This window comes from Kutzneria chonburiensis (assembly GCF_028622115.1).
GTDB classification, from domain to species: Bacteria; Actinomycetota; Actinomycetes; order Mycobacteriales; family Pseudonocardiaceae; genus Kutzneria; species Kutzneria chonburiensis.
On record NZ_CP097263.1, the window covers coordinates 4,257,529 to 4,280,204 of the forward strand.

General features: G+C 69.2%; 23 protein-coding genes and 1 pseudogene. 12 read left to right on the forward strand and 12 right to left on the reverse strand.

The features are described from left to right. Positions 1-83: 83 nt before the first annotated feature. The 5 genes and pseudogenes from M3Q35_RS19095 to M3Q35_RS19115 form a co-directional block, all read right to left on the reverse strand. Positions 84-1,625 carry a molybdopterin-dependent oxidoreductase gene (locus M3Q35_RS19095; protein ID WP_273943244.1) on the reverse strand — a complete coding sequence of 514 codons (1,542 nt, stop codon included), beginning with the start codon at positions 1,623-1,625 and terminating at the stop codon, positions 84-86. 62 nt (positions 1,626-1,687) lie between these two features. Beyond that, positions 1,688-2,239, reverse strand: coding sequence for an Asp23/Gls24 family envelope stress response protein (locus tag M3Q35_RS19100; RefSeq protein ID WP_273943245.1), 552 nt, complete (start codon positions 2,237-2,239; stop codon positions 1,688-1,690). Continuing rightward, positions 2,236-2,772 (reverse strand): DUF6286 domain-containing protein, encoded by a 537-nt coding sequence (locus M3Q35_RS19105; protein WP_273943246.1) that lies wholly within the window; start codon positions 2,770-2,772, stop codon positions 2,236-2,238. Before M3Q35_RS19105 ends, M3Q35_RS19100 begins: the two co-directional genes overlap by 4 nt. A 127-nt stretch (positions 2,773-2,899) precedes the next feature. After that, a complete protein-coding gene (locus M3Q35_RS19110) occupies positions 2,900-3,364 on the reverse strand; it encodes an Asp23/Gls24 family envelope stress response protein (protein ID WP_273943247.1) in 465 nt (154 codons plus the stop codon). Between the two features lie 70 nt (positions 3,365-3,434). Continuing rightward, a pseudogene (locus M3Q35_RS19115) lies at positions 3,435-3,926 on the reverse strand (RNA polymerase sigma factor); the annotation flags it as partial. A gap of 297 nt (positions 3,927-4,223) precedes the next feature. On the opposite strand from M3Q35_RS19115, the gene M3Q35_RS19120 reads away from it, so the two are divergent. From M3Q35_RS19120 to M3Q35_RS19145, 6 genes are all read left to right on the forward strand, one after another. Further along, positions 4,224-4,490 (forward strand): hypothetical protein, encoded by a 267-nt coding sequence (locus M3Q35_RS19120; protein ID WP_273943248.1) that lies wholly within the window; start codon positions 4,224-4,226, stop codon positions 4,488-4,490. A 239-nt stretch (positions 4,491-4,729) separates the two neighbouring features. Beyond that, positions 4,730-4,975, forward strand: coding sequence for a hypothetical protein (locus tag M3Q35_RS19125; RefSeq protein WP_273943249.1), 246 nt, complete (start codon positions 4,730-4,732; stop codon positions 4,973-4,975). A 77-nt stretch (positions 4,976-5,052) separates the two neighbouring features. Beyond that, on the forward strand, positions 5,053-5,670 hold the full coding sequence (locus M3Q35_RS19130) for a sigma-70 family RNA polymerase sigma factor (RefSeq protein ID WP_273943250.1): 618 nt from the start codon (positions 5,053-5,055) through the stop codon (positions 5,668-5,670). Next, positions 5,670-6,443 carry an anti-sigma factor gene (locus M3Q35_RS19135; RefSeq protein ID WP_273943251.1) on the forward strand — a complete coding sequence of 258 codons (774 nt, stop codon included), beginning with the start codon at positions 5,670-5,672 and terminating at the stop codon, positions 6,441-6,443. Before M3Q35_RS19130 ends, M3Q35_RS19135 begins: the two co-directional genes overlap by 1 nt. A gap of 7 nt (positions 6,444-6,450) precedes the next feature. Further along, positions 6,451-7,311, forward strand: coding sequence for an alpha/beta hydrolase fold domain-containing protein (locus tag M3Q35_RS19140; RefSeq protein ID WP_273943252.1), 861 nt, complete (start codon positions 6,451-6,453; stop codon positions 7,309-7,311). A gap of 219 nt (positions 7,312-7,530) precedes the next feature. Continuing rightward, the gene (locus M3Q35_RS19145; RefSeq protein WP_273943253.1) at positions 7,531-8,343 is read left to right on the forward strand and encodes a ZIP family metal transporter; all 813 of its coding nucleotides are present in this window, start codon (positions 7,531-7,533) and stop codon (positions 8,341-8,343) included. 89 nt (positions 8,344-8,432) lie between these two features. On the opposite strand, the gene M3Q35_RS19150 is transcribed toward M3Q35_RS19145, so the two are convergent. From M3Q35_RS19150 to M3Q35_RS19160, 3 genes are all read right to left on the reverse strand, one after another. Then, entirely contained in the window at positions 8,433-9,020 is a 588-nt protein-coding gene (locus tag M3Q35_RS19150) for a DUF1345 domain-containing protein (protein ID WP_273943254.1), read from the reverse strand. A 130-nt stretch (positions 9,021-9,150) separates the two neighbouring features. Further along, the gene (locus M3Q35_RS19155) at positions 9,151-9,822 is read right to left on the reverse strand and encodes a response regulator (protein ID WP_273943255.1); all 672 of its coding nucleotides are present in this window, start codon (positions 9,820-9,822) and stop codon (positions 9,151-9,153) included. Then, a complete protein-coding gene (locus tag M3Q35_RS19160) occupies positions 9,819-11,411 on the reverse strand; it encodes an ATP-binding protein (RefSeq protein WP_273943256.1) in 1,593 nt (530 codons plus the stop codon). The genes M3Q35_RS19155 and M3Q35_RS19160 overlap by 4 nt, the downstream gene beginning before the upstream one ends. Before the next feature lie 279 nt (positions 11,412-11,690). Here M3Q35_RS19160 and M3Q35_RS19165 point away from each other — a divergent pair, with 279 nt between their 5' ends. The 3 genes from M3Q35_RS19165 to M3Q35_RS19175 are packed head-to-tail and all read left to right on the forward strand — an operon-like array spanning position 11,691 to position 14,409. Further along, on the forward strand, positions 11,691-12,476 hold the full coding sequence (locus M3Q35_RS19165; protein WP_273943257.1) for an ABC transporter ATP-binding protein: 786 nt from the start codon (positions 11,691-11,693) through the stop codon (positions 12,474-12,476). Beyond that, positions 12,476-13,330, forward strand: coding sequence for an ABC transporter permease (locus M3Q35_RS19170; RefSeq protein WP_273943258.1), 855 nt, complete (start codon positions 12,476-12,478; stop codon positions 13,328-13,330). Before M3Q35_RS19165 ends, M3Q35_RS19170 begins: the two co-directional genes overlap by 1 nt. A 26-nt stretch (positions 13,331-13,356) precedes the next feature. Beyond that, complete coding sequence (locus tag M3Q35_RS19175; protein ID WP_273943259.1) at positions 13,357-14,409, forward strand: ABC transporter substrate-binding protein; 1,053 nt, start codon at positions 13,357-13,359, stop codon at positions 14,407-14,409. Positions 14,410-14,450: 41 nt separating this feature from the next. On the opposite strand, the gene M3Q35_RS19180 is transcribed toward M3Q35_RS19175, so the two are convergent. After that, a complete protein-coding gene (locus tag M3Q35_RS19180; protein WP_273943260.1) occupies positions 14,451-15,017 on the reverse strand; it encodes a dihydrofolate reductase family protein in 567 nt (188 codons plus the stop codon). A gap of 317 nt (positions 15,018-15,334) precedes the next feature. On the opposite strand from M3Q35_RS19180, the gene M3Q35_RS19185 reads away from it, so the two are divergent. Beyond that, positions 15,335-15,922 carry a phosphatase PAP2 family protein gene (locus tag M3Q35_RS19185; RefSeq protein ID WP_273943261.1) on the forward strand — a complete coding sequence of 196 codons (588 nt, stop codon included), beginning with the start codon at positions 15,335-15,337 and terminating at the stop codon, positions 15,920-15,922. Between the two features lie 177 nt (positions 15,923-16,099). Here the strand turns inward: M3Q35_RS19185 and M3Q35_RS19190 are convergent, their stop codons facing one another. Genes M3Q35_RS19190 through M3Q35_RS19200 form a run of 3 tightly spaced genes read right to left on the reverse strand, consistent with a single transcriptional unit; the run spans position 16,100 to position 17,573 of the window. After that, entirely contained in the window at positions 16,100-16,564 is a 465-nt protein-coding gene (locus tag M3Q35_RS19190; RefSeq protein ID WP_273943262.1) for a hypothetical protein, read from the reverse strand. 25 nt (positions 16,565-16,589) lie between these two features. After that, positions 16,590-16,925, reverse strand: coding sequence for a hypothetical protein (locus tag M3Q35_RS19195; RefSeq protein ID WP_273943263.1), 336 nt, complete (start codon positions 16,923-16,925; stop codon positions 16,590-16,592). 12 nt (positions 16,926-16,937) lie between these two features. Next, a complete protein-coding gene (locus M3Q35_RS19200; RefSeq protein WP_273943264.1) occupies positions 16,938-17,573 on the reverse strand; it encodes a C39 family peptidase in 636 nt (211 codons plus the stop codon). A gap of 172 nt (positions 17,574-17,745) precedes the next feature. On the opposite strand from M3Q35_RS19200, the gene M3Q35_RS19205 reads away from it, so the two are divergent. Further along, positions 17,746-20,562 (forward strand): AfsR/SARP family transcriptional regulator, encoded by a 2,817-nt coding sequence (locus M3Q35_RS19205; RefSeq protein WP_273943265.1) that lies wholly within the window; start codon positions 17,746-17,748, stop codon positions 20,560-20,562. Positions 20,563-21,027: 465 nt separating this feature from the next. Then, the gene (locus M3Q35_RS19210; RefSeq protein ID WP_273943266.1) at positions 21,028-22,653 is read left to right on the forward strand and encodes a DUF8189 domain-containing protein; all 1,626 of its coding nucleotides are present in this window, start codon (positions 21,028-21,030) and stop codon (positions 22,651-22,653) included. The last annotated feature ends 23 nt before the right edge of the window (positions 22,654-22,676 follow it).

A 22,676-nucleotide genomic window follows, 5' to 3' on the forward strand; every position in this document is an offset into this window, starting at 1 on the left:
GCATCTCCGTTGTCTGACTTGGCGTTCGCTCGACCGCGAAGGTCGGTTCGACACCTCTGGTAACGCTTCGATCACACGCCGGCTCAGGTCGTGGTGAACAGGATCGTGTGCCAGCCCGTCGCACCGTCGGGGATGGGACTCACCCGGTCCTGCGTCTGGGTGTAGCCGGTGCTGTCGGTCGCGCGGCAGACCACCTGATGAGTACCCGGCTTGAGGTCGAAGGATTTCCGCCACATCCGCCACGTCTCGTCGTTCACGGTCACCGCGAGATCGGCCTCCTGCCAAGGACCGTTGTCCATCTGCAGCTCTACCTTGCGGATGCCCTTGGTCTGCGCCCAGGCGATGCCGGCGACGACGACCTTGCCACTCGGCAGGGCCTGGAGCCCCTGCGGAACGTCGATACGAGACTCGGTCTTGATCGGCGCCCGCGCGGAGTAACCCCGCGGCACCCAGTACTGCTGCTTGGCGGCGAACGTCGTCAACTCGATGTCGGTGACCCACTTGGTCGCCGAGGCATACCCGTAGACACCGGGAACGACCAATCGCGCCGGAAAGCCGTGCTCCGGCGGCAGCGCCTCGCCGTTCATCCCGATGGCCAGCATCGCGTTGCGCCCCGGGTCCATCACCGTCGCCAGCGGCGTTCCGGCGCTGTATCCGTCCACACTGGACGAGAGGACCTGGTCGACGCCCTGCTGGACACCGGCTTTGGCCAACAGCTCCCTGAGCAACACCCCGGTGAAGTCGGCCGTGGACACGTACGGGTCACCGACCTCGTTGGAGACGCACGTCATGGTGATCGTTCGGGTCACCAGGTCCATCGACTTCACGTCGTCGAAGGACAGGCGCAACTCGCGGTCGACCATGCCGTGGACACGGAGCGACCAGTCCTCGGCCCGCAGCTGCGGCACCGACAGCGCGGTGTCCACGCGGTAGAACTTCGCGTTGGGAGTAAGGAAGGTCTCCGTTCCCTGAACCGCGAAGTCGGCGCCGTCCGGGACCGACGTCCGGGTGAAGCGGCTCAGGAAGGCCGTGACCTTCGACCTCGAGCCCTGCACGTCCACTCGGCCGGTGAGCCACTGGCCGAGCCCGCCGGCGACGGCGACGCCGAGCACTGCCGCCGCTGAACCGAGCATGAACCGGCGGCGGCCCGCGGATTCCGGCTGGACCGCGTTGTGTTGGTCGCGCATGGCGAGGGCATGCAACCAGCGGAAGACCGCGACGCCGGCAACCAGGCTCGTCACCGGCGCCAGCACAGCCACCGGAGTCAGGTTCGGCCGCGCGAGCACGGCGGCGATCGCGAGCGCTCCCAGCAACACAGCGAGAACCGTTCCCGGGACTGCGGTCCGCCGAGAAAGACCGCCGGCGGTCGCCGCTACCAGCAACAGAAACACGCCCATGCCCGTCAGGAGCACGAGCTTGTCGTACGTCCCGAACGTGCGGACAGCGAAATCCTTCAGGGGCAACGGCGTCAGATCGATCGCGCTGTTGCCGACGGCGAGGAACGGCGAGGCAGCTGGATCGATGAACGCGGCCACCAGGTGTCCGGCCGCCAGCGCCGCCGCGACACCGACGATTCCGATCACCACCGCGATGATGACCGGCAGCCTGGGTGAGCGTTCTTCCATATCGGGACGTTCGCCCCGGCCGGCCACATCGGTTCGTCGCTACGAGGGGTGAATTGTTTCCGTCAGGCGGTCGTGGTGAAGCGGAACTCGACCGAAGCGGGCAGGATGTCCAGGTCGAGCGCCTCGCGCAGCCGAGGCAGGCCCTCGGTCTCGAGTCGCTGACGGATGTCGGTCACGTCGGCGTCCTGCCCGGCGATGACCACCACCATCATTCTCGGCGCAGCCATGGTGCCGGCAAGAACGGCGCGGGCGGCACGCACGCCGGGGTAGGCCTCGATTTCCCCGCAAAACGGCGTGGTCGCGACGTTCGACGCGAACCGCGAGACACCGTCGTCGCCTTCCAACCGCCACACACCGGCCTTGGGCGCACGTGAGAGCTGCGCGAACAACCACCGCAACGACAGCAGCCCGATGACCACAGCGACGCCGCCCGCAGCAAGAAGGACACCGGTTGCCGGCGTGTCCGCGGTGTACAAAACGCCGGCTTGCCGTTCGACGATGCGGAGTCGGCCGTAGTGGGCGGCGACGGCGAAACCCCCGGCGGCGAGCAGCACGAGCCCGATCAGCGCGAGCAGGAAGCGATTGAGACGAGCCGGACGGTTCATGCCGGTCATGAGGCACTCCTGCGAGCTCGGACCCTGACCGCCACCGCGGGCCGGGGCAACGGCGTGATCTGGTCGAGTCGTCGGTCCAGAGCGTCACGAACGCCCTGCTCCAATCCCGCCGGATTGGTTCGCTCGGTTCGAACCACCGCGACGACTCGGCGCCGGCTCAAGGCGACCTTGGCGCCGCTGACCCCGTCCACCGCCGACGCCACGGCTCGCAGGGTCATACGAAGGCTGTGACGCTCGGCGCCCGCAACGATGCCGCCGTCGTCGCCGTCCAAGGGCGACACCACGAGGCCTCCAGGTAGGAGCGCCACGAGCACGAGGATCGCCCCGACCACGCCCGCGGCACCACCCGCAATCGCCATAGCTCGGTCCTCCCAGCGGAGCGAGCGCAGGGTGTCCGTGACCGAGGCATAACTGACCCAGGGCTGCTGTCCGGCCAGGGTCTGCGCGGCGGAGACCGCGACGATGACGCAGACCGCGAGCAGCGCCAACGCGACCAGTGCAGCGGGGAGGACGCGGCGGGGCCTGAGTTTCATTGGATTCTCCTGACGGCCGTGACGCTTGAGGTCATCCCGGTCACGACGATGTCCACTCTGGACACCGAGCAAGCCGAGGTGAGTGGATGTCATGGTGGGCTCCCGTTCGGTTCGGACACCGGACGCGTCATTGCACGCGGACAGTCTCGGCATCGTCGATCTGCTCGTCGGTGGGCAGATGGATGTCGCTGACCGCGATGTTGACCTCGACCACCTCCAGCCCCGTCATCCGCTCGATCGCGGTGATCACATTGCGGCGAACCGCCCGGGCCAGGTCGGCGATGGACACGCCGTACTCGACGACCAGTTGGACGTCCACGGCCGTTTGCTTCTCGCCGACCTCGACCGACACGCCCTGGCCGACGCTGGCCGAGGCGCCCGGGATGCGGTCACGCAGCGCGCTGAACGCCCGCGCGGCGCCACCGCCGAGGCCGTGAACGCCGGACACCTCCCGCGTGGCCAGTCCCGCGATCTTCTGCACGACAGTGTCGGCGATGCTGGTCATTCCGTGGGTCGACATCAGTGCGTGGCTCTTCTCGATCTCGCCGCCGGTCGTGATCGAGTTCGGGTTCTTCGCGGTCGAGGTGGTCATGACGTCTCCTCATGTTGGTCGGTCGAGTCGGGCGCATCGGCCCACGACAGATAGATCCGCCGCGCGGCGCCGCGATCTCGTCGTACGAGCGACCGTGCACCTCCCGGAGCAACCAACAGGCCCGCTGCTCGGCCGTCAACTTCTGCAGAGCCGTCGTCAGAGCGGCCATCTGGGCATTGGTCTCCGCGACCCGATCCGGTCGGTCCCCGCGGCTGGCAAGCTCGTGCTCCGCCGGGTCGGCCTCCACCATCGGCTTGCGGTTGCGGATCACCTGCAGACAGCGGTTGGTGGCCGTGCGGTAGAGCCAGCCCACGAACGCTTCGGCGTGCTCCAGCTGGGCGAGCCTGCGCCACACGGTCAGGAACACCTCCTGCACAACGTCATCCGCGTCCGCCGTGCTGGACAGCATGCGCACCGCGAGCCGGTAGATCGGCGCCTGGTGACGCCGCACAAGCTGCTCGTAGGCGAGAAGGTCGCCATCACGCGCCCGGACGACCAGCGTGGCCTCGTCCAGCGCTCCTGGTTCGATCGCCGGTTCGGTGAGGCCGGACGGCACCGTCATCGGCCCCACCAGCGCATCGCGTGCATCTCATCCCCCTCCGCCGACTCTCGTGAGCGCCGACCACTGGTGGGATGCGTTCGCGGCCACGCTCGTCACGGTTCGAGTGCTCACTCGTTGGTGTGGCTGCGATCACCCCACGAGGGCCGTGACGTCCGCACGCGTGGCCGCGTCTTCACTGCGACACGCGCCAGTCCGGCGCTCCGAGGACGACCTCATGGAGGCCGCCGGGGGTCTGGTGAACAAGGTGAAGGAAGCCTTCTCAGAAAAGTGACCGGTCATCAGGCGGAGCCTTCAGAAGTGGATGTCGACGATTTCCTGCTCCCGTCCGCCAGCCCGTCCCGGCAACAGGAATCACGGATGGTCTTCCTCGTCCTCCGCACGCTGCTCGCGCAACAACCCGGTGCCTCACCACAGCTGCTGGCTGTCGTGCTCGCCTTCGTGACCGGCGCCGTGATGTCCGTCGGCTTTCTCCGGCTCTGGCGGCTGGAGGGCGGCGTTCGGTATTCGCTTCGCAGCCAGCGCAACAGCCCCGGCCATTCAGTACGGAAACTCTCCACAGGCTGACTCCGGCGCATCTGCTGCCCCACACGACGCGGCAGGTCGTCCTCGACAGACCGAACCGGATCGGTACCGGCGCACGAACACCGCGAAGGTCCGCGGTGGCGCAGCGCGAGGGGCCTGCGTCACCACGGACACCCAGGTACGGAGGACAACGATGGACGACAGTCTGGTGCTCGACATCGGCGGCGAGATCGGCGCCCTGGTCATCCGCGGCGGCGAGGTGACCGAGTACCGGTGGCTCGGTGAGCGCTGACCTCGACGACCACGCATGGTTGCTGCGGGCGGTCGCCCTGTCGCGGCCGACGACGTGCACACAGCTCGTGCTGGCGGCAGGCCTGCGTCGAGTGGTGTACGCCTACCGGGAGCCCACGTTGTTCGTGGCGAACTGTCAGGGGGTGGAGGTCCTCGCCGAGCACGGCGTGACCGTCGTCCAACTCCGGACCTTGGCGGCCGCGGCATGCCTGGTCAACCAACACTTGGATCTATAGCGGCTCGGTTCGGGAACGTCCTACGGGAACCGAACCGAACCGTCGGTCCCGACCGAACCACGGAGGTGACGACCTGTATGGACGCCGACCCGACCGCCGCGACGCAGGCCGCTGACGCGGAACTGGTCAAGGCTGTGGCGGCCGGCGACCATGAGGCCTTCGCGGCGCTGTACGACCGGTACGGTCGGCAGGCCTACTCGCTGGCCCGCCGGGTTTGCGTCGACCCGGAGTTCGCCGAGGAGGCCGTGCAGGAGGCCTTCCTCTCGGTGTGGAAGGACCCCAGTCGGTTCGACCCGGCCCGCGGTGCGTTCGCCAGCTGGCTGCTCACTCTGGTGCATCACCGTTCGGTGGACGTCGTGCGCCGGCAGGCAGTTCACCGCAGGCGCACCGTGTTCGGAGACGACGAGGCGCTCGATCAGGCCACGCCGTCGGAACACGGAGCTGATGAGAAGGCGATCAGCGGCATGATCGGGTCACTGGTGCGCGAGGCGTTGGGGCAGCTGACCTCGAACCAACGTGAGGTCATCGAGCTGGCATACCTCGGCGGCTACACCCAGAACGAGGTCTCCTCGATTACCGGGTTGCCGTTGGGCACGGTCAAATCCCGCACGTTCGCCGGGATCAAACGGCTGCGACAACTGTTGTCACCGCTGACCGCGGGACCCGACAACGACGAGGGAATGGAGGTGCAGTGATGGACGTGATCCGGGACGACGGGCACTGCCCACAGTTGGAGGACACGGTGGGTTGGGCGCTGTATGCACTCGAGCCTGAGGAGGAGGACGCCGTCCGCACGCATCTCCTGACCTGTCCGGTGTGTCGGGAGACGGTGCGCGCCACCGAGCAGGTCGGCGCACTGTTGGCTACGACGGTGCCGTATGACGAGCCGCCGCCGGGGTTGCGGAGCCGGTTGATCGCAGCGATCCAGGACGCGCCCCGGCTGTCGGTGGTTTCGCCGCCGGCGCCCATCCATGTGGTCCGTCGTCGGCGACACGGGCCGACTCGAGGTCTGCTGGCCGCCGCCGCTGCAGTGGTGGTGGCGCTGGGCGGTGCGACCGCGGTGCTGGGCGTGCAGGTCAGCAACCTCACCAGCGAGCAACAGGCGCAGGCCGCGGGCGATGCCGCGATCAGGTCCGTCGTCGGCGACCCCGCCGCCAAACGAGCCGTGCTGACCAACGCCGCCGGCAAACCCGCCGCCATGCTGATCACCAGTGCGGCCGGCGCGGTCGTCGTGCCGCTGGCGCTGTCCCCCAATGCCGCGAACCAGCGGTACGTGGCATGGGGGCTGGTGGACTCCGGTCCCGAGGCGCTTGCTGCCTTCGACGTGCCGGCCGGCGGCATCGGTCCGATGGTGATCAATTGGCCGTCCACGGCCGGTGCCCTCACTCGCTTCGCGATCTCGCTGGAGCCGGGCCGGACCATGCCGGCCAAGCCGTCCAACGTGATCGCCAGCGGCGCCGACGCCTGAGGCGTCGATGCGACTTACAGACCGGCTGATCGCCACCTTCATGCACGCCGCCGCAACGTGGACGGTGTGTTACGGGGACAACCTGCGATTCGCCGGTGACGACCTTCCCGCACCCCGGCGGGTCCGTGTGCCCTCGCGGCACGGTTCGGTGCCGGTGTGGGTCTATCAGCCGTCGTCGCCGGCCCGAACCGCGCACGTGCATTTCCACGGCGGGGCATGGCTCATGCGCTTTCCCGGTATGGACGACTGGTGGTGCCGCTACCTCGCGGCCACTGCCAAGGTCACCGTGCTCAACGTGGACTTCCGCACCGGCCCCTACGTCACGTACCCCGTGGCTCAGCACCAATGCCACGACGTCGCCGAGTGGGCGGCCAGCGGCGGCGGCGACCTCCACCTCGGCCCGATTTCCGTCGGAGGGTTCTCCTCCGGCGGCGGGCTCGCCGCCTCTGTCTGCCTGCAGGCCCGTGACGCCGGGCGGTGGCTGCCGACGTTGCAGGTATTGGGTGTGCCGGCGCTCGACCTCGCCACCGATCCCGTGGTCGAGGAGCGGGGCAGGTTGTCGGTGGAGCTACGCAGACTCGTGCGCCGCGTCTATTTTCCGGACCCGGCAACAAGAACACACCCCTACGCCTCCCCCGTGCTCGCACCGTCGCTCGCCGGACTTCCGCCCGCGATCGTGCTGACCGCCGAACACGACGTACTCCGCCACGACGGCCGCCGCTACGTCGCCCGGCTGCGCGAAGCCGGTGTGCCGGTGATCCACGACGAGACACCGGGCGTGGACCACTACTTCCTCACCGAGAACCCGGTCCGCGCCCGCGCGACGATGGCCATGGTCGCCGCGAAGATCGCCGAGACCGCCCGCTGACCGAAACCCCTTGCCAGCAAGGGAAACGATGGTCCGAGCATGGTGTGCCCGACCCGCCGTCATCGTTGCCGCACGGGCCCGACAAGCTCGGCGACAACGCCGGCCGACCCTGCGACTGAGCCGACGTGGAGTCACGTCTACATCACTGTAGTTGTTAGGTGAGGCTGCCCTGAGTTACGGTGTGCGCCGCTGTACCGCCCTCGACCTCGGGAGTTACCCATGTCGTCCGCGCAGATCGCCCTGCTCGGTGCCATCGCCGGCTTCACCATCTACCTCGGCCTGCCGCTCGGCCGGCTGCGGGCGCCGATGCCACGGCTCAAGGCCGGGTTGAACGCGGTCGCGATCGGCATCCTGGTGTTTCTGCTCTGGGACGTGCTCACGCACGCATGGGAGCCGGTCGACGAGGCGCTGGGCCACCAGGAGATCGGGGCCGCGCTGGGCAACGGTGTCGTGTTGGCGGTCTGCGTCGGCATCGGGCTGCTCAGCCTCGTGTACTTCGACCGCTGGTCGGCGCGGCGCGGCGGGCGGCCCGGTCCCGGAGCGGCCGCCGTCGGCGAGCTCGCCACCGGCACCTGGCGCAGCGCCTCCGGGCAGCTGGCGCTGATGATCGCCATCGGCATCGGGCTGCACAACTTCGCCGAGGGGCTGGCCATCGGCAACTCCGCCGCCAAGGGCGAACTCGCGCTGGCGGTGCTGCTGATCATCGGCTTCGGCCTGCACAACGCCACCGAAGGCTTCGGCATCGTCGCCCCGCTCACCGGCAGCCGTCCATCCTGGGGCTTCCTCGCGCTGCTCGGCCTCATCGGCGGCGGCCCCACCTTCGTCGGCACGCTGGTCGGGCAGAGCGTCGTCAACGACACCCTGTCGATCGCCTTCCTTGGCCTGGCCGCCGGATCCATCCTCTACGTCGTGATCGAACTGCTGGCCGTCGCCCGCAAGGCCGCGTTGAAGGAGATCACCACCTGGGGCGTGTTCATCGGGCTGGTGCTCGGTTTCGCCACCGACGCCGTCATCACCGCCGCCGGAGCGTGACGTCAGGATTCGGCGTCTTCTGCGGCTACGCGACCGTGGCGGTGATCCTCGGCGCGGTGCTGCTGCGCCGCCGCGACGCCTGACCCGGCCTATTTGCCGAGCCCGGCCACGAGGTTGATCATCGCGGCGATGATGACCGCGCCGAACAGGTAGGACAGCAGGGCGTGCCGTAGGGCGGCCCGCCGGATCTCCTTGGTCTTCAGTTCGGTGTCCGAGACCTGGAACGTCATGCCGATGGTGAAGGCCAGATAGGCGAAGTCGGTGTAGCACGGTGGCTCGTCCTCGTTGAAGTCCACCCCGCCGGGCGAGTCGCCGTAGTACAGGCGCGCGTACCTGGTCGTGAACACCGTGTGCACGGTGGCCCAGGAGACCCCCACCGCCCCGATGCTCACCAGCGCCTGCACGGTCTCCGCGCCGGCACCCCCGCCGTTGGCCGAAAGCAGGGCGCCGACGGCCGCCAAGCTCGCAACCGCCGCGACGAGCACCAGCGCGTCGGCCGACGCCCGGCCCGGGTCCTCCCGCACCGCGTGGGACGAGGTGCGCTCCCCCGACATCGGCCAGATGATCACCCACAGCCACGCCACGAACGTCCCCGCACCGACCAACCATCCGGCCAGCAGCCCGTAGCGCCACCCGGCCAGCATCGTGCAGATCACCCCGACGACAACGGCGAGCACGACCGACGTGAGTGTCCGCGCCCTCGCCGACACAGCACTCCCACGTGGACCAAGTCGCATCCGGCCAGGGTTCCCACCACAACCGCCAGCGAAACGACCGCCCCACGCGTTCCGCCGAACAACCAACAGGTCACGTGACCGCGTACCGGTGTTCTGGGCGTCCCGCGCGGCCGTACTCCAGGTGCAGATGAACGGCGCCACGGCGATGCAGCTCGCTCAGGTAGCGCTGCGCGGTGGGACGGCTCACGCCCAGCTGGTCCGCGAGGGTGCACGCGCCCACCGGCTCGACGGACAGCCGTACGGCGTCGAGGATCTTCCGCATCGTCGGCGGCATCATGGCGTCGGCCGACTGCGACGGGGTCGCGCCGCGCAGCAGCGTGTAGAGGGCGTCGACGGTGGCCTGGTCGGCTTCGCCGCCGCCGCTGGTCTGCGATCGCCACAGCCGGTATGCGTCAAGCTGGCGACGCAGCTGCGGCAGCCCGAACGGCTTGACCAGGTAGTAGATCGCGCCCATGTGCATCGCCGACCGGACGGTGGCCAGGTCGCGGGCGGCGGTGATGATGATGCAGTCGGGCGCGGGGCCGTCGGCGGCGGCCAGGTCGCGCAGCAGGGACAGCCCATCGCCGTCGGGCAGGTAGAAGTCGAGCAGCAGCAGGTCCGGTGCGGATTCGGCGATCGCCTGCCGGGCCTCGGACACGGTGTGGGCCTCGCCGACGCACGTGAAGCCGGGAACGCGCGCCACACTGGCGGCGTGGATGCGGGCCACCCGGTAGTCGTCGTCGACGACCAGCGTTCTGATCATCTGGCCACCTCCAACTCGGTGGTGTGCAACGGAAGCGTGATCTCGAACCGCGCGCCGGGGCCGGCGGCCACCTCGATCGAGCCGCCTGCGCGCACCACGAGCCGGCGGACCAGGGCCAGTCCCAGGCCGCGCCGCATCCCGTTGCGCGTGGACTTGGTCGAATAGCCGTCGAGGAAGATCTTCTCGACCTCCGTCGCCGGAATACCCGGCCCGGTGTCGCTGACGAGCACCCGAACCACGTCGGCGGTGTCGGTGATCCGCACGGTCACCTCGCGCGGCTGCGGGCCGCCGGCCACCGCGTCGACCGCGTTGTCGATGAGGTTGCCGAGCACGGTCAGCAGCGGCCCGGTCTCGGCGTACCCGCGATCGAGCCGCGAATCCGCGTCGATGATCAGACGGACACCCGACTCGGCGGCGGTGGTCACCTTCGCCACCAGCAACGCGGCGAGCTCGGCCGGCGCGATCCGGACCTGGATGTCGCCGGCCTGCGCGGCGCCGCCGCCGGCGACCTCGGCGAGGTAGCGCGCGGCTTCGTCGGTCTCCCCCAGCCCGAGCAGGCCGGCCAGCACGTGCAGACGGTTGGTGAACTCGTGTTCCTGGGCCCGCAGGGCATTGGTCAGCCCGGTCAGCGCGTGCAGCTCCCGCATCAGGCCCTCCAACTCGGTGCGGTCCCGCAGGGTCACCACGTGTCCGGCCGGCCGCCCGGCCAGCAGGACCGGCATTCTGTTCACCACCAACAGGAACTCGTCGGTCAGCACGATCTCGTCGTTGCCCAGCGGGCCGTCCACGAGCAGATCCCGCAGGCGCCCCGCCGGCACCAACTCCGCGACCGGGCTGCCGGTGCCGGCTCGGCGGATGCCCAGCAGCCGGCGGGCCTCGTCGTTGAGCACGCTCACCCGGCCCCTGGCGTCGATGCCCACGACGCCTTCCCTGATGCCGTGCAACATCGCCTCGCGTTCCTGGAGCAGCGCGGCGATCTCGGACAGCTCCAGTCCGAAGGTCACTCGTTTCAGGCCCCGGGCGAGCAGCCACGAGGCCAGCACGCCGATGCCCAGCGCCAGCAGCGAGTACAGCGCGATGTCACGTAACTGCAAGAAGATCTGGCTGCTGACCCGCTCCTCGGGGATGCCGACGGACACCTCGCCGATGATCGCGCCGTTCGACGCGCGCAGCGGCACCTTCGCGTTGGCGGAGTTGCCGAGGCTGCCGGGGTCGATGCCGGTGTGGACGTTTCCGTCCAGCGCGACAACGGGTTCTTCCAGGCGCTGGCCGATCAACGCCAGAGTGGGATGCGAGTACCGCACGCCGTTGCGGTCGGCCACCACGACGTAGCTGGCGCTGGTGTTCTTGCGCACCTGCTCGGCCAACGCCTGGATGCGGTGGTCGGGATCCTTGTGCGCCAGCGCATCGGCGACCTCGGGAAGCTGCGCGACGGTGTTGGCGATGTCCAGCGCGCGCTGCGTGTACTGGACGTCCAGGGTCTGGTCGGTCAGGTTCGCGTACAGCACGGCGCCGGCCGCGCTCGTCGCCAGCAGGATGGCCAGCACACAGAGCAGGATCTGGGTTGCCAGCGGGCGGGTACGCCACATGGCCACTCCGATCTGCCACGTCTCGTCGGGGCGTCGGCGAATGACATCACGCCGTCACACCGATGCCAAGCCGGCGGACCGTTTTGCCGGAATCGCGACTGAGCGGAACGAGCAGAACTCAGGGAAACGCACTCCTCGACGGGTATCGAGCGTTATCTGTCGGCCTGATCCCGTCCTGCCTACCGTCCTGCGGCAACGAGAACGAAACACGCCGGCAGTGACGGAGGGAATCCTACCGTGTGCGCAGAGAAATCACCGCCCGCGATCGAACTGCGACAGGTGACCAAACGGTTCACCACGGCCGGCGGCACCCCGTACACGGCGCTGCGCGACCTCGACCTCACCGTGGCCGAAGGAGAGTTCTGCGCGGTGGTCGGCCCGACCGGCTGCGGCAAGTCGACCACGCTGACGCTGGTGTCCGGGTTGGAACGGCCGTCGGTCGGTTCGGTGACCGTGCACGGCAAGCCGGTGGACGGCATCACTGCCGGCGTCGGCTTCATGTTCCAGACCGACGCGATCCTGCCGTGGAAATCCGTGCTGGACAACGTCTCCGCCGGTCCGCGGTTTCGCGGCGTGCCGAAGAAGCAGGCACTGGAGTCGGCCCGCGACTGGATCAGGAGGGTCGGCCTGGCCGGGTTCGAGGACCGCTTCCCGCACCAGCTCTCCGGCGGCATGCGCAAGCGGGTCGCGCTGGCCCAGAACCTGATCAACGAGCCGCGGGTGATCCTGATGGACGAGCCGTTCTCCGCGCTGGACGTGCAGACCAGGGCCAAGATGTCCGACGAGCTGCTGGCGCTGTGGGACCTGACCCGCCCGGCGGTCGTGTTCGTCACGCACGACCTGGAGGAGGCCATCGCGCTGGCCGACACCGTGGTGGTGCTGACCGCCGGCCCGGCTGCCACGGTCAAGGCCCGGTTCCGGGTGGACCTGCTCCGGCCCCGGGTCGTGCAGGAGATCCGGTTCGAGCCGCGCTTTCTGGACATCTACCACCAGATCTGGGAGGCGCTGCGCGCCGAGGTGGACATCGCCTACTCGCAGAGCACCCGGTTGGACAGGGCGTCGTGATGACCGCGCAGCAGGCACAGGTAGAGGTGGCGCCGGTCGAGTCACTGCACCGCCGGGCCGCCCGCCGGCACCGCGTGCTGGTGCACCTCACCCAGGTGGCGGTGCTGCTCGTGGTCGTCGGCGGCTGGCAGCTGACCGTCCAGGACAGCCCGCGCAGCGTGATCCTCTACGGCGTGCCGTCGGGCATCGTGGGCCGGTTGACGACCTGGATCACCGAGGGCACCGCGATCGGCTCGCTCGGCGACCAGATCGTCACCACGCTGGAAGAGGCGCTGATCGGGTTCGTGATCGGCACCGTGCTGGGCATCGTGTGCGGCGTCGCGCTGGGCCGGGTGCGGTTCCTGTCCGAGGTGTTCGGCCCGTTCATCAAGGTGCTCAACGCCATTCCGCGCATCGTGCTGGGCGCGGTGTTCGTGCTCGCCTTCGGCCTCGGCATCGAGTCGAAGGTGCTGCTGGTGATCGTGCTGGTGTTCTTCGGCGTGTTCTTCAACGCCTTCCAGGGCACCCGCGAGGTCGACCGCAACTTCATCGCCAACGCCAGCATCCTCGGGGCGTCGCGCTGGCAGGTGACCCGCCAGGTGGTGCTGCCGTCGGCGTTCACCTGGATCATCGCCAGCCTGCACGTGAGCTTCGGTTTCGCGCTGATCGGCGCGATCGTCGGCGAGTTCCTCGGCGGCACCTCGGGCCTGGGGGTCCTGATCAAGAACGCGCAGGGCACGTTCGACGCCAACGGCGTCTGGGCGGCGATGGTGATCATGGCCGTGGTCGCGCTGATCGCGGAATGGCTCATCACGCGCCTGGAGAACCGCCTGCTGCGGTGGCGCCCGGCCCAGTTGGCCGGCCCCGACCTGTGAATCCCCCGCTGTCAAAGGAGATCGTCGTGGTGAAGAAGTCGTGGATCGGTGTGGTGGCCGCCGCGCTGGTGTTGTCGGCCGGCTGCGCGAACAACGCGTCGCAGAGCGCGGGCAGCGGCTCGGGCGGGAGCTCGTCCGGCGGTTCGGGCGAGAAGGTGTCCATCATGGTCGGTGGCCTGAACAAGCAGATCTACCTGCCGTTCATGCTGGCCGAGCGGCTGGGCTACTACAAGGAGCAGGGCCTGAACGTCACGCTCCAGGACGAGGGTGCGGGCGTCGACGCCACCACGGACATGGTCGCCGGCAAGGTCGACGGCGTTGGCGGCTTCTACGACCACACGATCGCCATGCAGGGGCTCGGGCAGCAGCTGGAGTCGGTGGTGTCCATGCTCACCACGCCCGGCGAGGTCGAGCTGTGCCGCAACGAGGTCAAGGACCAGATCCACTCCCCCGCCGACTGGAAGGGCCACAATCTCGGCATCACCGACGTCGGCTCGTCCACCGACTTCCTCACCCAGTACCTGGCCCAGAAGAACGGCGTCGACCCGACCAGCACCCACCGCATCGGCGTGCAGTCCGGGGCCACCCTGATCGGCGCCATGCAGCACGGCAACGTGGACTGCGCGATGACCACCGAGCCGACGGTGTCCACCATGCTGGCCACCGGTGACGCCTACATCCTGCTGGACATGCGCACCGCCGCCGGCACCGCCAAGCAGCTCGGCGGCGAGTACCCGGCGACCTCGCTCTACATGACCGCCGACTACGTCGACAAGCACCCCGACATCGTGCAGAAGCTGGTCAACGCCTACGTCAAGACGCTGACGTGGATCCAGGGCCACAGCGGCGCCGACGTGGCCGCCCAGATGCCGGCCGACTACTACGCCGGCTCCGGCAAGGACGCCTACGTCAAGGCGTTCGACAGCGAGAAGGGCATCTACAACCCGACCGGCATCATGCCGCCCGACGGGCCGGCCACCGACCTGAAGGTGTTGCAGGCGTTCAACCCGGACGTGAAGGGCAAGTCGATCGACCTGGCCAAGACCTACACGGACAAGTTCGTGCTGGCGGCCAAGTAGCTCCCAGCCGCCGACCGCCGTCGGCGGTGAGAACTGCGGGATCAGCGGCGTCTCGTGTAGACCTGACGCAGCACGCCCGAACCGGCGTCCTCGCTCGACACCAGCGTGAGGTCGAGCGGTGCTGACGCGGCGTCGAAGATCCGGCGGCCCTTGCCGAGCACGGTCGGGAACACCAGCAGCCGGAACTCGTCCACCAGGTCCTGAGCGATCAGCTGGTCAACGACGCAACCGCTGCCGGTGACCACGACATCCTGGTGACGGACCCGGTCGCGCACCGTCGAGACCAGGTCTGTCTCGAGGGCGGTCGAGTTGGCCCAGCGCCCGACGTCGACACCCGAACGAGTCGCGACGATCTTGTCCATCGCGGTCAGCGCACGGGAGAAGTCGTCCTCACGGCTGGCGAAGAGCCCGGCGAACAGTTCCCACGTGGTCCGGCCGAGCAGGTTCACGCCGGTGCGGAGCAGCGCGCCCAGCGCGAACTTGTCGCCGGCGACGGGGCCGGGCCCGTAGCGGAAGGCCCAGCCTCCGTTCGGGGTGCCGGCCGAGCCGTCGGGGTCGTCCGTGACGCCGTCGAGCGAGACGAACTGCGCGACGATGACCTTCTGCATGATGCCCTCCTCGGGAAGTCGTTCATCGAGAGGACGAACGCAGGGGACGCCGTAGGACCCGATCGAAGGTGACCTGGATCACAGTCACTGTGGCCGGCCGACTGCTGCCCGGGTAGACGTCCAGCGACCCGACTTCGGGGCCAGCACCACACCACGTCGAAGCGGTCGTCCGGCCGGCGGCGCCGGGGTGACCTGGCCGAACGACGCGACAGCGGTCCCGCCGACGGCCAGGGCCGGACGGCGCTCCGCCAACCCGGTGGTCTACCGTGGCGTATGAACTACTACGTGCATGTAGTAGAAGGTCAGGAGGTGCCGGCATGGACGACGCGCTGATGCGGGCGATCAACTCCTTCGCCCGCGCGACGCCCTGGCTGCACAGCCTGATGTACGGCTACGCCACCTACGGCGTGGCGCTGTTCGCGGCGCTGCTCGTCGCCGGCTGGTGGATCGCCCGCCGCTCCGGCAACCCGGCCCGAGTCGCCGCCGCGGCCTGGGCCGCGCTCGGCACGCTCATTGCCGTAGGCATCAACCAGCCACTCGTGAACACCTTCCACGAGGCTCGCCCGTACACCACGGCGCCCGACCTGCTGGTGCTGGCCGACCACACCACCGACTTCTCCTTCCCCAGCGACCACGCCACCATGGCCGGCGCGGTGGCCGCCGGCCTGTTCCTGGTCCGCCACCGGCTGGTCGCATGGCTCGCAACCGCGGCGGCGCTGCTGATGGCCTTCTCGCGCGTCTACATCGCCGCCCACTACCCACACGATGTCGTCGCCGGCCTCCTGCTCGGCGCCGTCGTCGTGCTGGTCGGCTGGGCCCTGCTCCGCGGACTCCTCACCAGGCTGGTCTTCCTGGCTGCGCGAACCCCACTTCGACCGCTGGTCACGACCGGCGGCCTGCCATGACCATGCTCGCAGCGATGGTGACATCGCCGCCGCCCTCATCGGCGCGGCCGGCCGTCCTTGACGACGCCATCACCATCGCCGTGCCGAACTGACAGTCACAGTCGTCAAGCCCGCACGATCGGACGTGACGCTGCCCCCGGCCGAAATGACGGCCGGGGGCGGTCGCATTTTGTTGGATCACCACCAGTTGGTGCAGTTGAAGTAGACGGTCCCGTTGCTCGTGACTCCACCGCACGCCCGCATGGCCGTGCTGGCCAGGCTGGACGTCTGGAAGGCATGCGTCCAGGCCTGCCCGCTGACCGGCGAGCTGGTGCTGCCGCACGTGGCGTGGGTGGCCTGCGAGTCCCGGGTGATGTCGAGCCACATGCCGTCACCGGGACGGGCGTTGCCGATCCGGGTCCAGGCGTACTCCACGTTGTTGCCCCAGGTGAACCCGTGGCGCAGTTCCACCGTGACGGTGCGGCCGCCATGGGTGGCGGTGGTGGAACGCACCGTGGACACGTTCTGAAGCCCGGTCGGATCGCCGATGTCCTGGGTGCACGAGGAACTCGCCGGGGTCGCGACCGACGCCTGGGCCGGCGTCGCGAACGCGCCGCCGAGCAGCGCGCCGGTGCCGATCAGGATGGCGATGAGTTTCCGCATAGTCGCTCGGTCCTTTCCGAGGTCGTCACGGCCAGATGAGGTATTCGCCGTCGGCCCAGCCCGACACCCTGGTCGACCCGTTGTAGCCGTAACCGTCGACCCAGTAGATGCCGCCGACCGTGCGGCCGGAGGCGCTGTTGAAGCAGAAGCCCGAACCACCCGGGATCTGCCCCACGGCCGGCGTGTTCACGCCGGGCGAGGTGTGGATCCGCAGCCAGTCGATCGAACTGCGGACGTGGGTGTAGGACTGGCCGCAGGCGAACGCTGGTCCGGCCGCCGGGGACGCCGACGCGATCGGCGCGGTGACCACGACGGCGCCCAGCGCCGCCGCGGCTGCGGCGAGCACACGCTTTCCGTGCATTTCCTTGTCCTTTCAGGCGGAATAACCCTTCGGCGGAACGAGGCTGGCCAGTTTGCCCAGGGACAGCCAGTAGTGCTGCGGCACGGCGCCGAATCCCGGCAGGCCGGAGGCCGGGTCGACGATGTACACGTTGTCGGTGCCGGGCTCGTATCCGGCGACGGTGAAGTAGTGCAGGATCTCGTAATTGGGATAGCCGGGCGGGTGATTGCTCGCCGGCGCGTCGATGTTCACCACGAGCGCATAGCCGTGGTCGACGTCGTAGGTGATGTCCGACCACAGCAGGTTGACCTGGGCCCCGGTCGGCGGGTCGTTGCGCATCCATTTCGTCTCGTACCAGCTGGTGTGCAGGTCCCGGTTGAGCACGCCGGTCACCAGCCCGACGTTGTCCGTGCCGGCCGTGGTGGTGCCGAGTTGGCCCGCCAGCGTCGCCTGGCTGGGCAACCCGGAACCCATTCGCGCGGACAGCGCGATCCGGGTGGCCGCCGGCCCGCACCAGTAGTTGTACGATTCCCGCTGCCAGACCACGTTGAGGACTTTTCCGTTGCCGCCGCCCGGTGGTGTCGACGCGTTCGCGACACCGGTGGTCGCGAGACCGGCGCCCATGACACCGAGCAGCGCGACGACGGAAACGAGCACCCGTCGAAGCATGTGTTTCCCCTCCATTGCCGTTGCGCGCGGGGAAAGTCCGGATTGCCGGGCAATTCCGTCCCCGCTCGGGCAACAGTGCCGACCGGACCCACGGCAAACCCTTCAGGAACCTTGAACCGCCAGGCCGGGTCTGGTCTGCTTGACCGGGCGGAGGTCGCAGTGGGGGTGGCCGATGACGGTGCGGTTCCGGGTGTTGGGCCCGGTGTCGGCCCTGGCTGCCGGCCGGCCGATCGACCTCGGTCACGCCCGTCAGCGCGGCGTGCTCGCCGTCCTGCTGCTCGCGCCCAACCATCCGGTGTCCGCCGACCAGTTGATGGCCCGGGTCTGGGGAGACACCCCGCCCCAGCGGGGTCGCGAGGTGCTCTACAGCTACCTGTCACGCCTGCGGGTCGCGGTCGCCGGCCCGGCGGGAGTCGAGATCCAGCGAGGCCGGGGCGGCTACACGCTGGTGGTCGACCCGGCCGACGTCGACGTGCACCGCTTCCGGGAAATGAGCGCCCGGGCCCGCGCCGCCGGCCCGGCCGACCAGGCCCTGAAACTGTTCGACGAAGCCCTCGATCTCTGGCACGACAAGGCATTCGCCGATGTCGACAGCACGTGGTTGGACGCGATGCGGCAGTCGTTGGACGCCGAGCGGCGCGCCGTCGAACTCGACCGGACCGACGCCGCCCTGCGGTGCGGGCGGCACGCCGAACTGCTGGCCGATCTCGACCGGCAAACCGCGCGACACCCGCTGGACGAGCGCGTGGCCGGACAGTTGATGCTCGCGCTGTACCGCGCCGGTCGGCAGGCCGACGCACTGTCCACGTACCAACGCCTGCGCGAGGAATTGGCCGAACAGCTCGGCGCCGACCCCAACCCCGCCCTGCGGCAGCTGCACCAACAGATCCTGACTGCGGATCCGGCCCTGTCCGCCCCGGCCCGAGCCACCGGGACGTCGGCCCCGACGCCGCGCCATCTGCCGCTGGCGCCGGCGGGATTCACCGGGCGGGCGACCGAACTCGCGACCCTGACCGCAGCCGTCGAGACGGCGTCGGCGGACCCGACCACCGTGTTGATCACGGCGCTGGCCGGAGCCGGCGGCATCGGCAAGACCTCGCTGGCCCTGCACTGGGCCCACACCCACGCCGACCGGTTCCCCGACGGGCAGCTGTTCGTCGACCTGCGTGGCTTCAGCCCCGACAGCGAACCCCTCGATCCGCTCACCGCGGCCCGTGGTTTCCTCGACGCCCTCGGCGTCGACTCCGCACATGTCGGCGGCGGCCTGGACGAGCACACCGCCCGCTACCGCAGCCAGATCGCCGGCAAGCGGATGCTCGTCGTGCTCGACAACGCCGCGACCGCGGACCAGGTCACGCCGCTGCTGCCGGGCACCTCGACCTGCACCGTGCTCATCACCAGCCGCGCCGTGCTCACCCCGCTGCTGTCGCGGCACAACGCCCGCCATCTGAACCTGGACGTCCTCACCGGCGCGGAGGCACGGGCCCTGCTCGTTCAGCGCCTCGGCCAGCCCAGGGTGACAGCCGAACCGAACGTCGTGGCCGAGATGATCCAGCTGTGCGGCCGGTATCCGCTGGCGCTCACCATCATGGCCGGCCGCGCCCAGGCTCTCCCCGACCTGCCATTGACCGATTTTCTCGCCGAACTGCGCGGATCCGGCCTGGACGCGCTCGACGACGCCGATCCCACCGCCAGCCTGCCGGCCGTGCTGTCGTGGTCCCTGCGTGGCCTGACCGACCAGCAGCGCACCGCATTCGCCGTGCTGGGCATCGCCCCCGGTCCCGACATCGGCCTGCCCGCCGCCGCCAGCCTCATCGGGCAGGATCTACCTGAGACCCGAACGGTGTTGCGGACCCTGGTGGAGGCTTCGCTACTGCACCGCAAGCCCCACGACCGGTATGCGATGCACGATCTGATCCGTACCTACGCCACGACCACCGCCCACCACGACCTGAACGAGCAGCAGCAGGAAGCGGCGCTGCTGCGGGTGTGCGATTTCTACGCCCGCGCCGCCGACAGCGCTGCCCGCGTCCTCTCACCGCACCGCCGGCCACTCGAGCTCGGCGCGCCCCCGCCAGGCGTGCAGGACCACTCCCTGCCGGACGACAAGGCGGCGCTGGCCTGGTCGGACACCGAGCATGCCGCCTTGCTGGCCGCTCAACACATCGCGGCCGACCACGGGTGGCACCAGCTTGTGTGGCAATTGGCCTGGAACCTGGAGACCTACCACGACCGGCAGGGCCACCGTCACGATCGGCTGGCGGTGTGGCTGGCCGCGGCCGAAGCCACCGCACCCCTTCCCGACCCCACCGCCCACATCCTCGCCCAGCGGCGCCTCGGCGCCGCCCATGCCGAACTAGGCCAACGCGCGGAGGCGTTCGCATGCCTGGACCAAGCCATCGCGCTGGCCGAGCACCACCACGACACGAACCAGTTGGCCCACACCCACCATGCGCTCGCCCGAGCCTGCGAGCAGTGGGGCGAATCGCGACGCGCCCTTGGGCACGCCACCAGTGCCCTGCACCACTACCGCACGCTGGGACAGCCGGTGGGGGAAGCCAGCGCGTGCAACCTGGTGGGGTGGTTCGCCGCCCAACAGGGCGACTACGACAGCGCTCGCCAACACTGCCTGCTCGCTCTCGCCCTCCACCGACGCCATCAGAACCTCGCGGGCGAGGCGGAAACCCTCGACAGCCTCGGCTACATCGACCACCACACCGGACGTCACCGACAGGCCGTCGACCACTACAACCAGGCCCTGGCGCTAACCCGCGCCATCGGTTACCCGGCGCAGGGCGCACGCACCCTAGAACAGCTCGGGCACGTCCATACCGCTCTGGGCGAAGGGAAGCAGGCTCAGGCGGTGTGGCGGGAGGCGCTGGAGCTGTACCGGGAACAAGGCCGCGACTCCGACGCCGAACGCGTTCAACGGCAACTCGACCAACTCGACGACCCAGGTGTTGCCAGCGATGGTCCGGATGATTGCTGACCTGGCGGCCGTCGAGGACGAACATCCTGACCACCGAAGAGCACTACACCGTGGCCGCGCCAGCCGCGGCGAGGGCGGTCGGCACTGCCACCAACCGAGAGCAGGAGCTCCTGCACGGTGTCCAGCGCGAGCCTGACGGGGTCCTCCCGGTGCGTCACAACGGTCTCACCGCCCAGTCCGGGCCGGCCCGACGCTGCGCTGCTCTCGCACCGATACGGCGCTCAGCCAATCGCCCATGAACCAGCTCAATAAATTCCGCCGCGGAATTGCCTGAACGTCCGCGCCTCAAATGCGGAATAGCCTGAGCGTCGCAGCACAACAACACCGGCCATACATGGCCGGTCACATTGCCTGTTCCGCCCGGAGATGCGCAGCCAGGATCTGTCTCACCGAAGCACCGGGACAAACCGGAAACGGTCATCGAATTCCCGGCGACATCGCGCAGTAAATTCCCGAGGGGGACACGTGAAATTCCGCAGGTTGTTGGCCGGGGTGCCGGCCCTTGCTTTGCTTGCCGCGACCGTGACCACGGCGCTCGCGCCGGCCGGCGTCGCCGCGCCGAGCTCGACCGTGGCCGCCACGGCCGGTTCGGCCCAGGCCAACTCAACCCTGGGCGGGCAGATCACCCGGTCCGAGGTGATCGACCGGGCCCGGTACTGGCTCGAGAACTCACCCTCCTACAACCAGGGCGCCTTCTCGGTCGACAAGGACGGCGACGGCTGGTACCGCCACGACTGCTCCGGCTACGTCTCCATGGCCCTGCACATCGCCAGCAGCCGCAGCAACCCCAGCCCCAACACCGCCGGTCTGCCCGGATTCGCCCACAAGATCTCGCGGTCCGAGCTGAAGGCCGGCGACTTCCTCGACCGGTCGGCCGCCGACTATCCCGGCGACGGCCACACCTTCCTGTTCGAGAAGTGGGACGACAACAACGGCAACTTCTCCTACTACAACTTCGGCAGCACGCCGGTGAACCACGGCCACACCAACATCAACAACCCCAGCCTGGTCGGCCACCCGAACGCCAGCTACGTCGCCTACCGGTACAACAACATCGTCGACGACGCCCCGTCCGTGCCGCAGCGGCCGTCGCAGAAGGCGTTGGTGACCAAGGACGGCACCATCGCGTTGTTCCAGACCAACACCGACGGCAACGTCTGGAGCACCAAGCAGGATGCGGTCGGCGGCCCATTCCGGGCGTGGCAGCAGATCAGCTCAGGCGTGCAGTTCTCCGGTACACCGGAAGCCGTCCAGCTGCCCAACGGCACCATCGCGCTCTATGACCACACGGTCGACAACCACGTGTTCGGCACAAGCCAGCAACAGCCCGGTGGGGCGTTCGATCCGTGGTACCAGATCGCCAGCGGCGGCGTGGCCAGCGATCCCACCGCGGTCGTGCTCAACAACGGAGCCATCGCTGTCTACGCCGTGTCCACGGACGGCAATTTCGTCGGCACCAACCAATCCGCTCCCGGCACCGACTTCCCGGACTGGGTCCACATCGGCAACGGCGGCGGCTGGACGGGCAAGCCCGCCATCGTCAAGCTCGCCAACGGAGCCATGGCGCTCTACTCACGCACCACCAACAACACCATCGTCGGCACCAGCCAACCGGCACCCGGCACCGACTTCGACCCGTGGAGCCAGATCGGCAGCGGCGGCGTGGCCAGCGACCCCACCGCCGTGCTCCTGAACAACGGAGCCATCGCCCTCTACGCCGTCTCCACCGACGGCAACTTCGTCGGCACCAACCAGCCCGCCCCCGGCACCGACTTCCCGGACTGGGTCCACATCGGCAACGGCGGCGGCTGGACCGGCCGACCCGCCGTGATCAAACTCCCCAACGGCGCCATAGCGCTCTACTCCCGCACCACCAACAACACCATCGTCGGCACCAGCCAGCCCGCACCGGGCACCGACTTCGACCCGTGGAGCCAGATCGGCGGCGCGGGCGCGATCAGCGACCCCGCGGTCATTCTCAGCAGCACCAACACCATTGCGATCTACGTCGCGGCCGGCGCGGACTACGTGGCCGGGACCAGTCAGCAGACGCCCGGTGGGGACTTCCCCGAATGGACGCCGATTCGCTGACCGTGCCCGTTCACTTGCCAGCA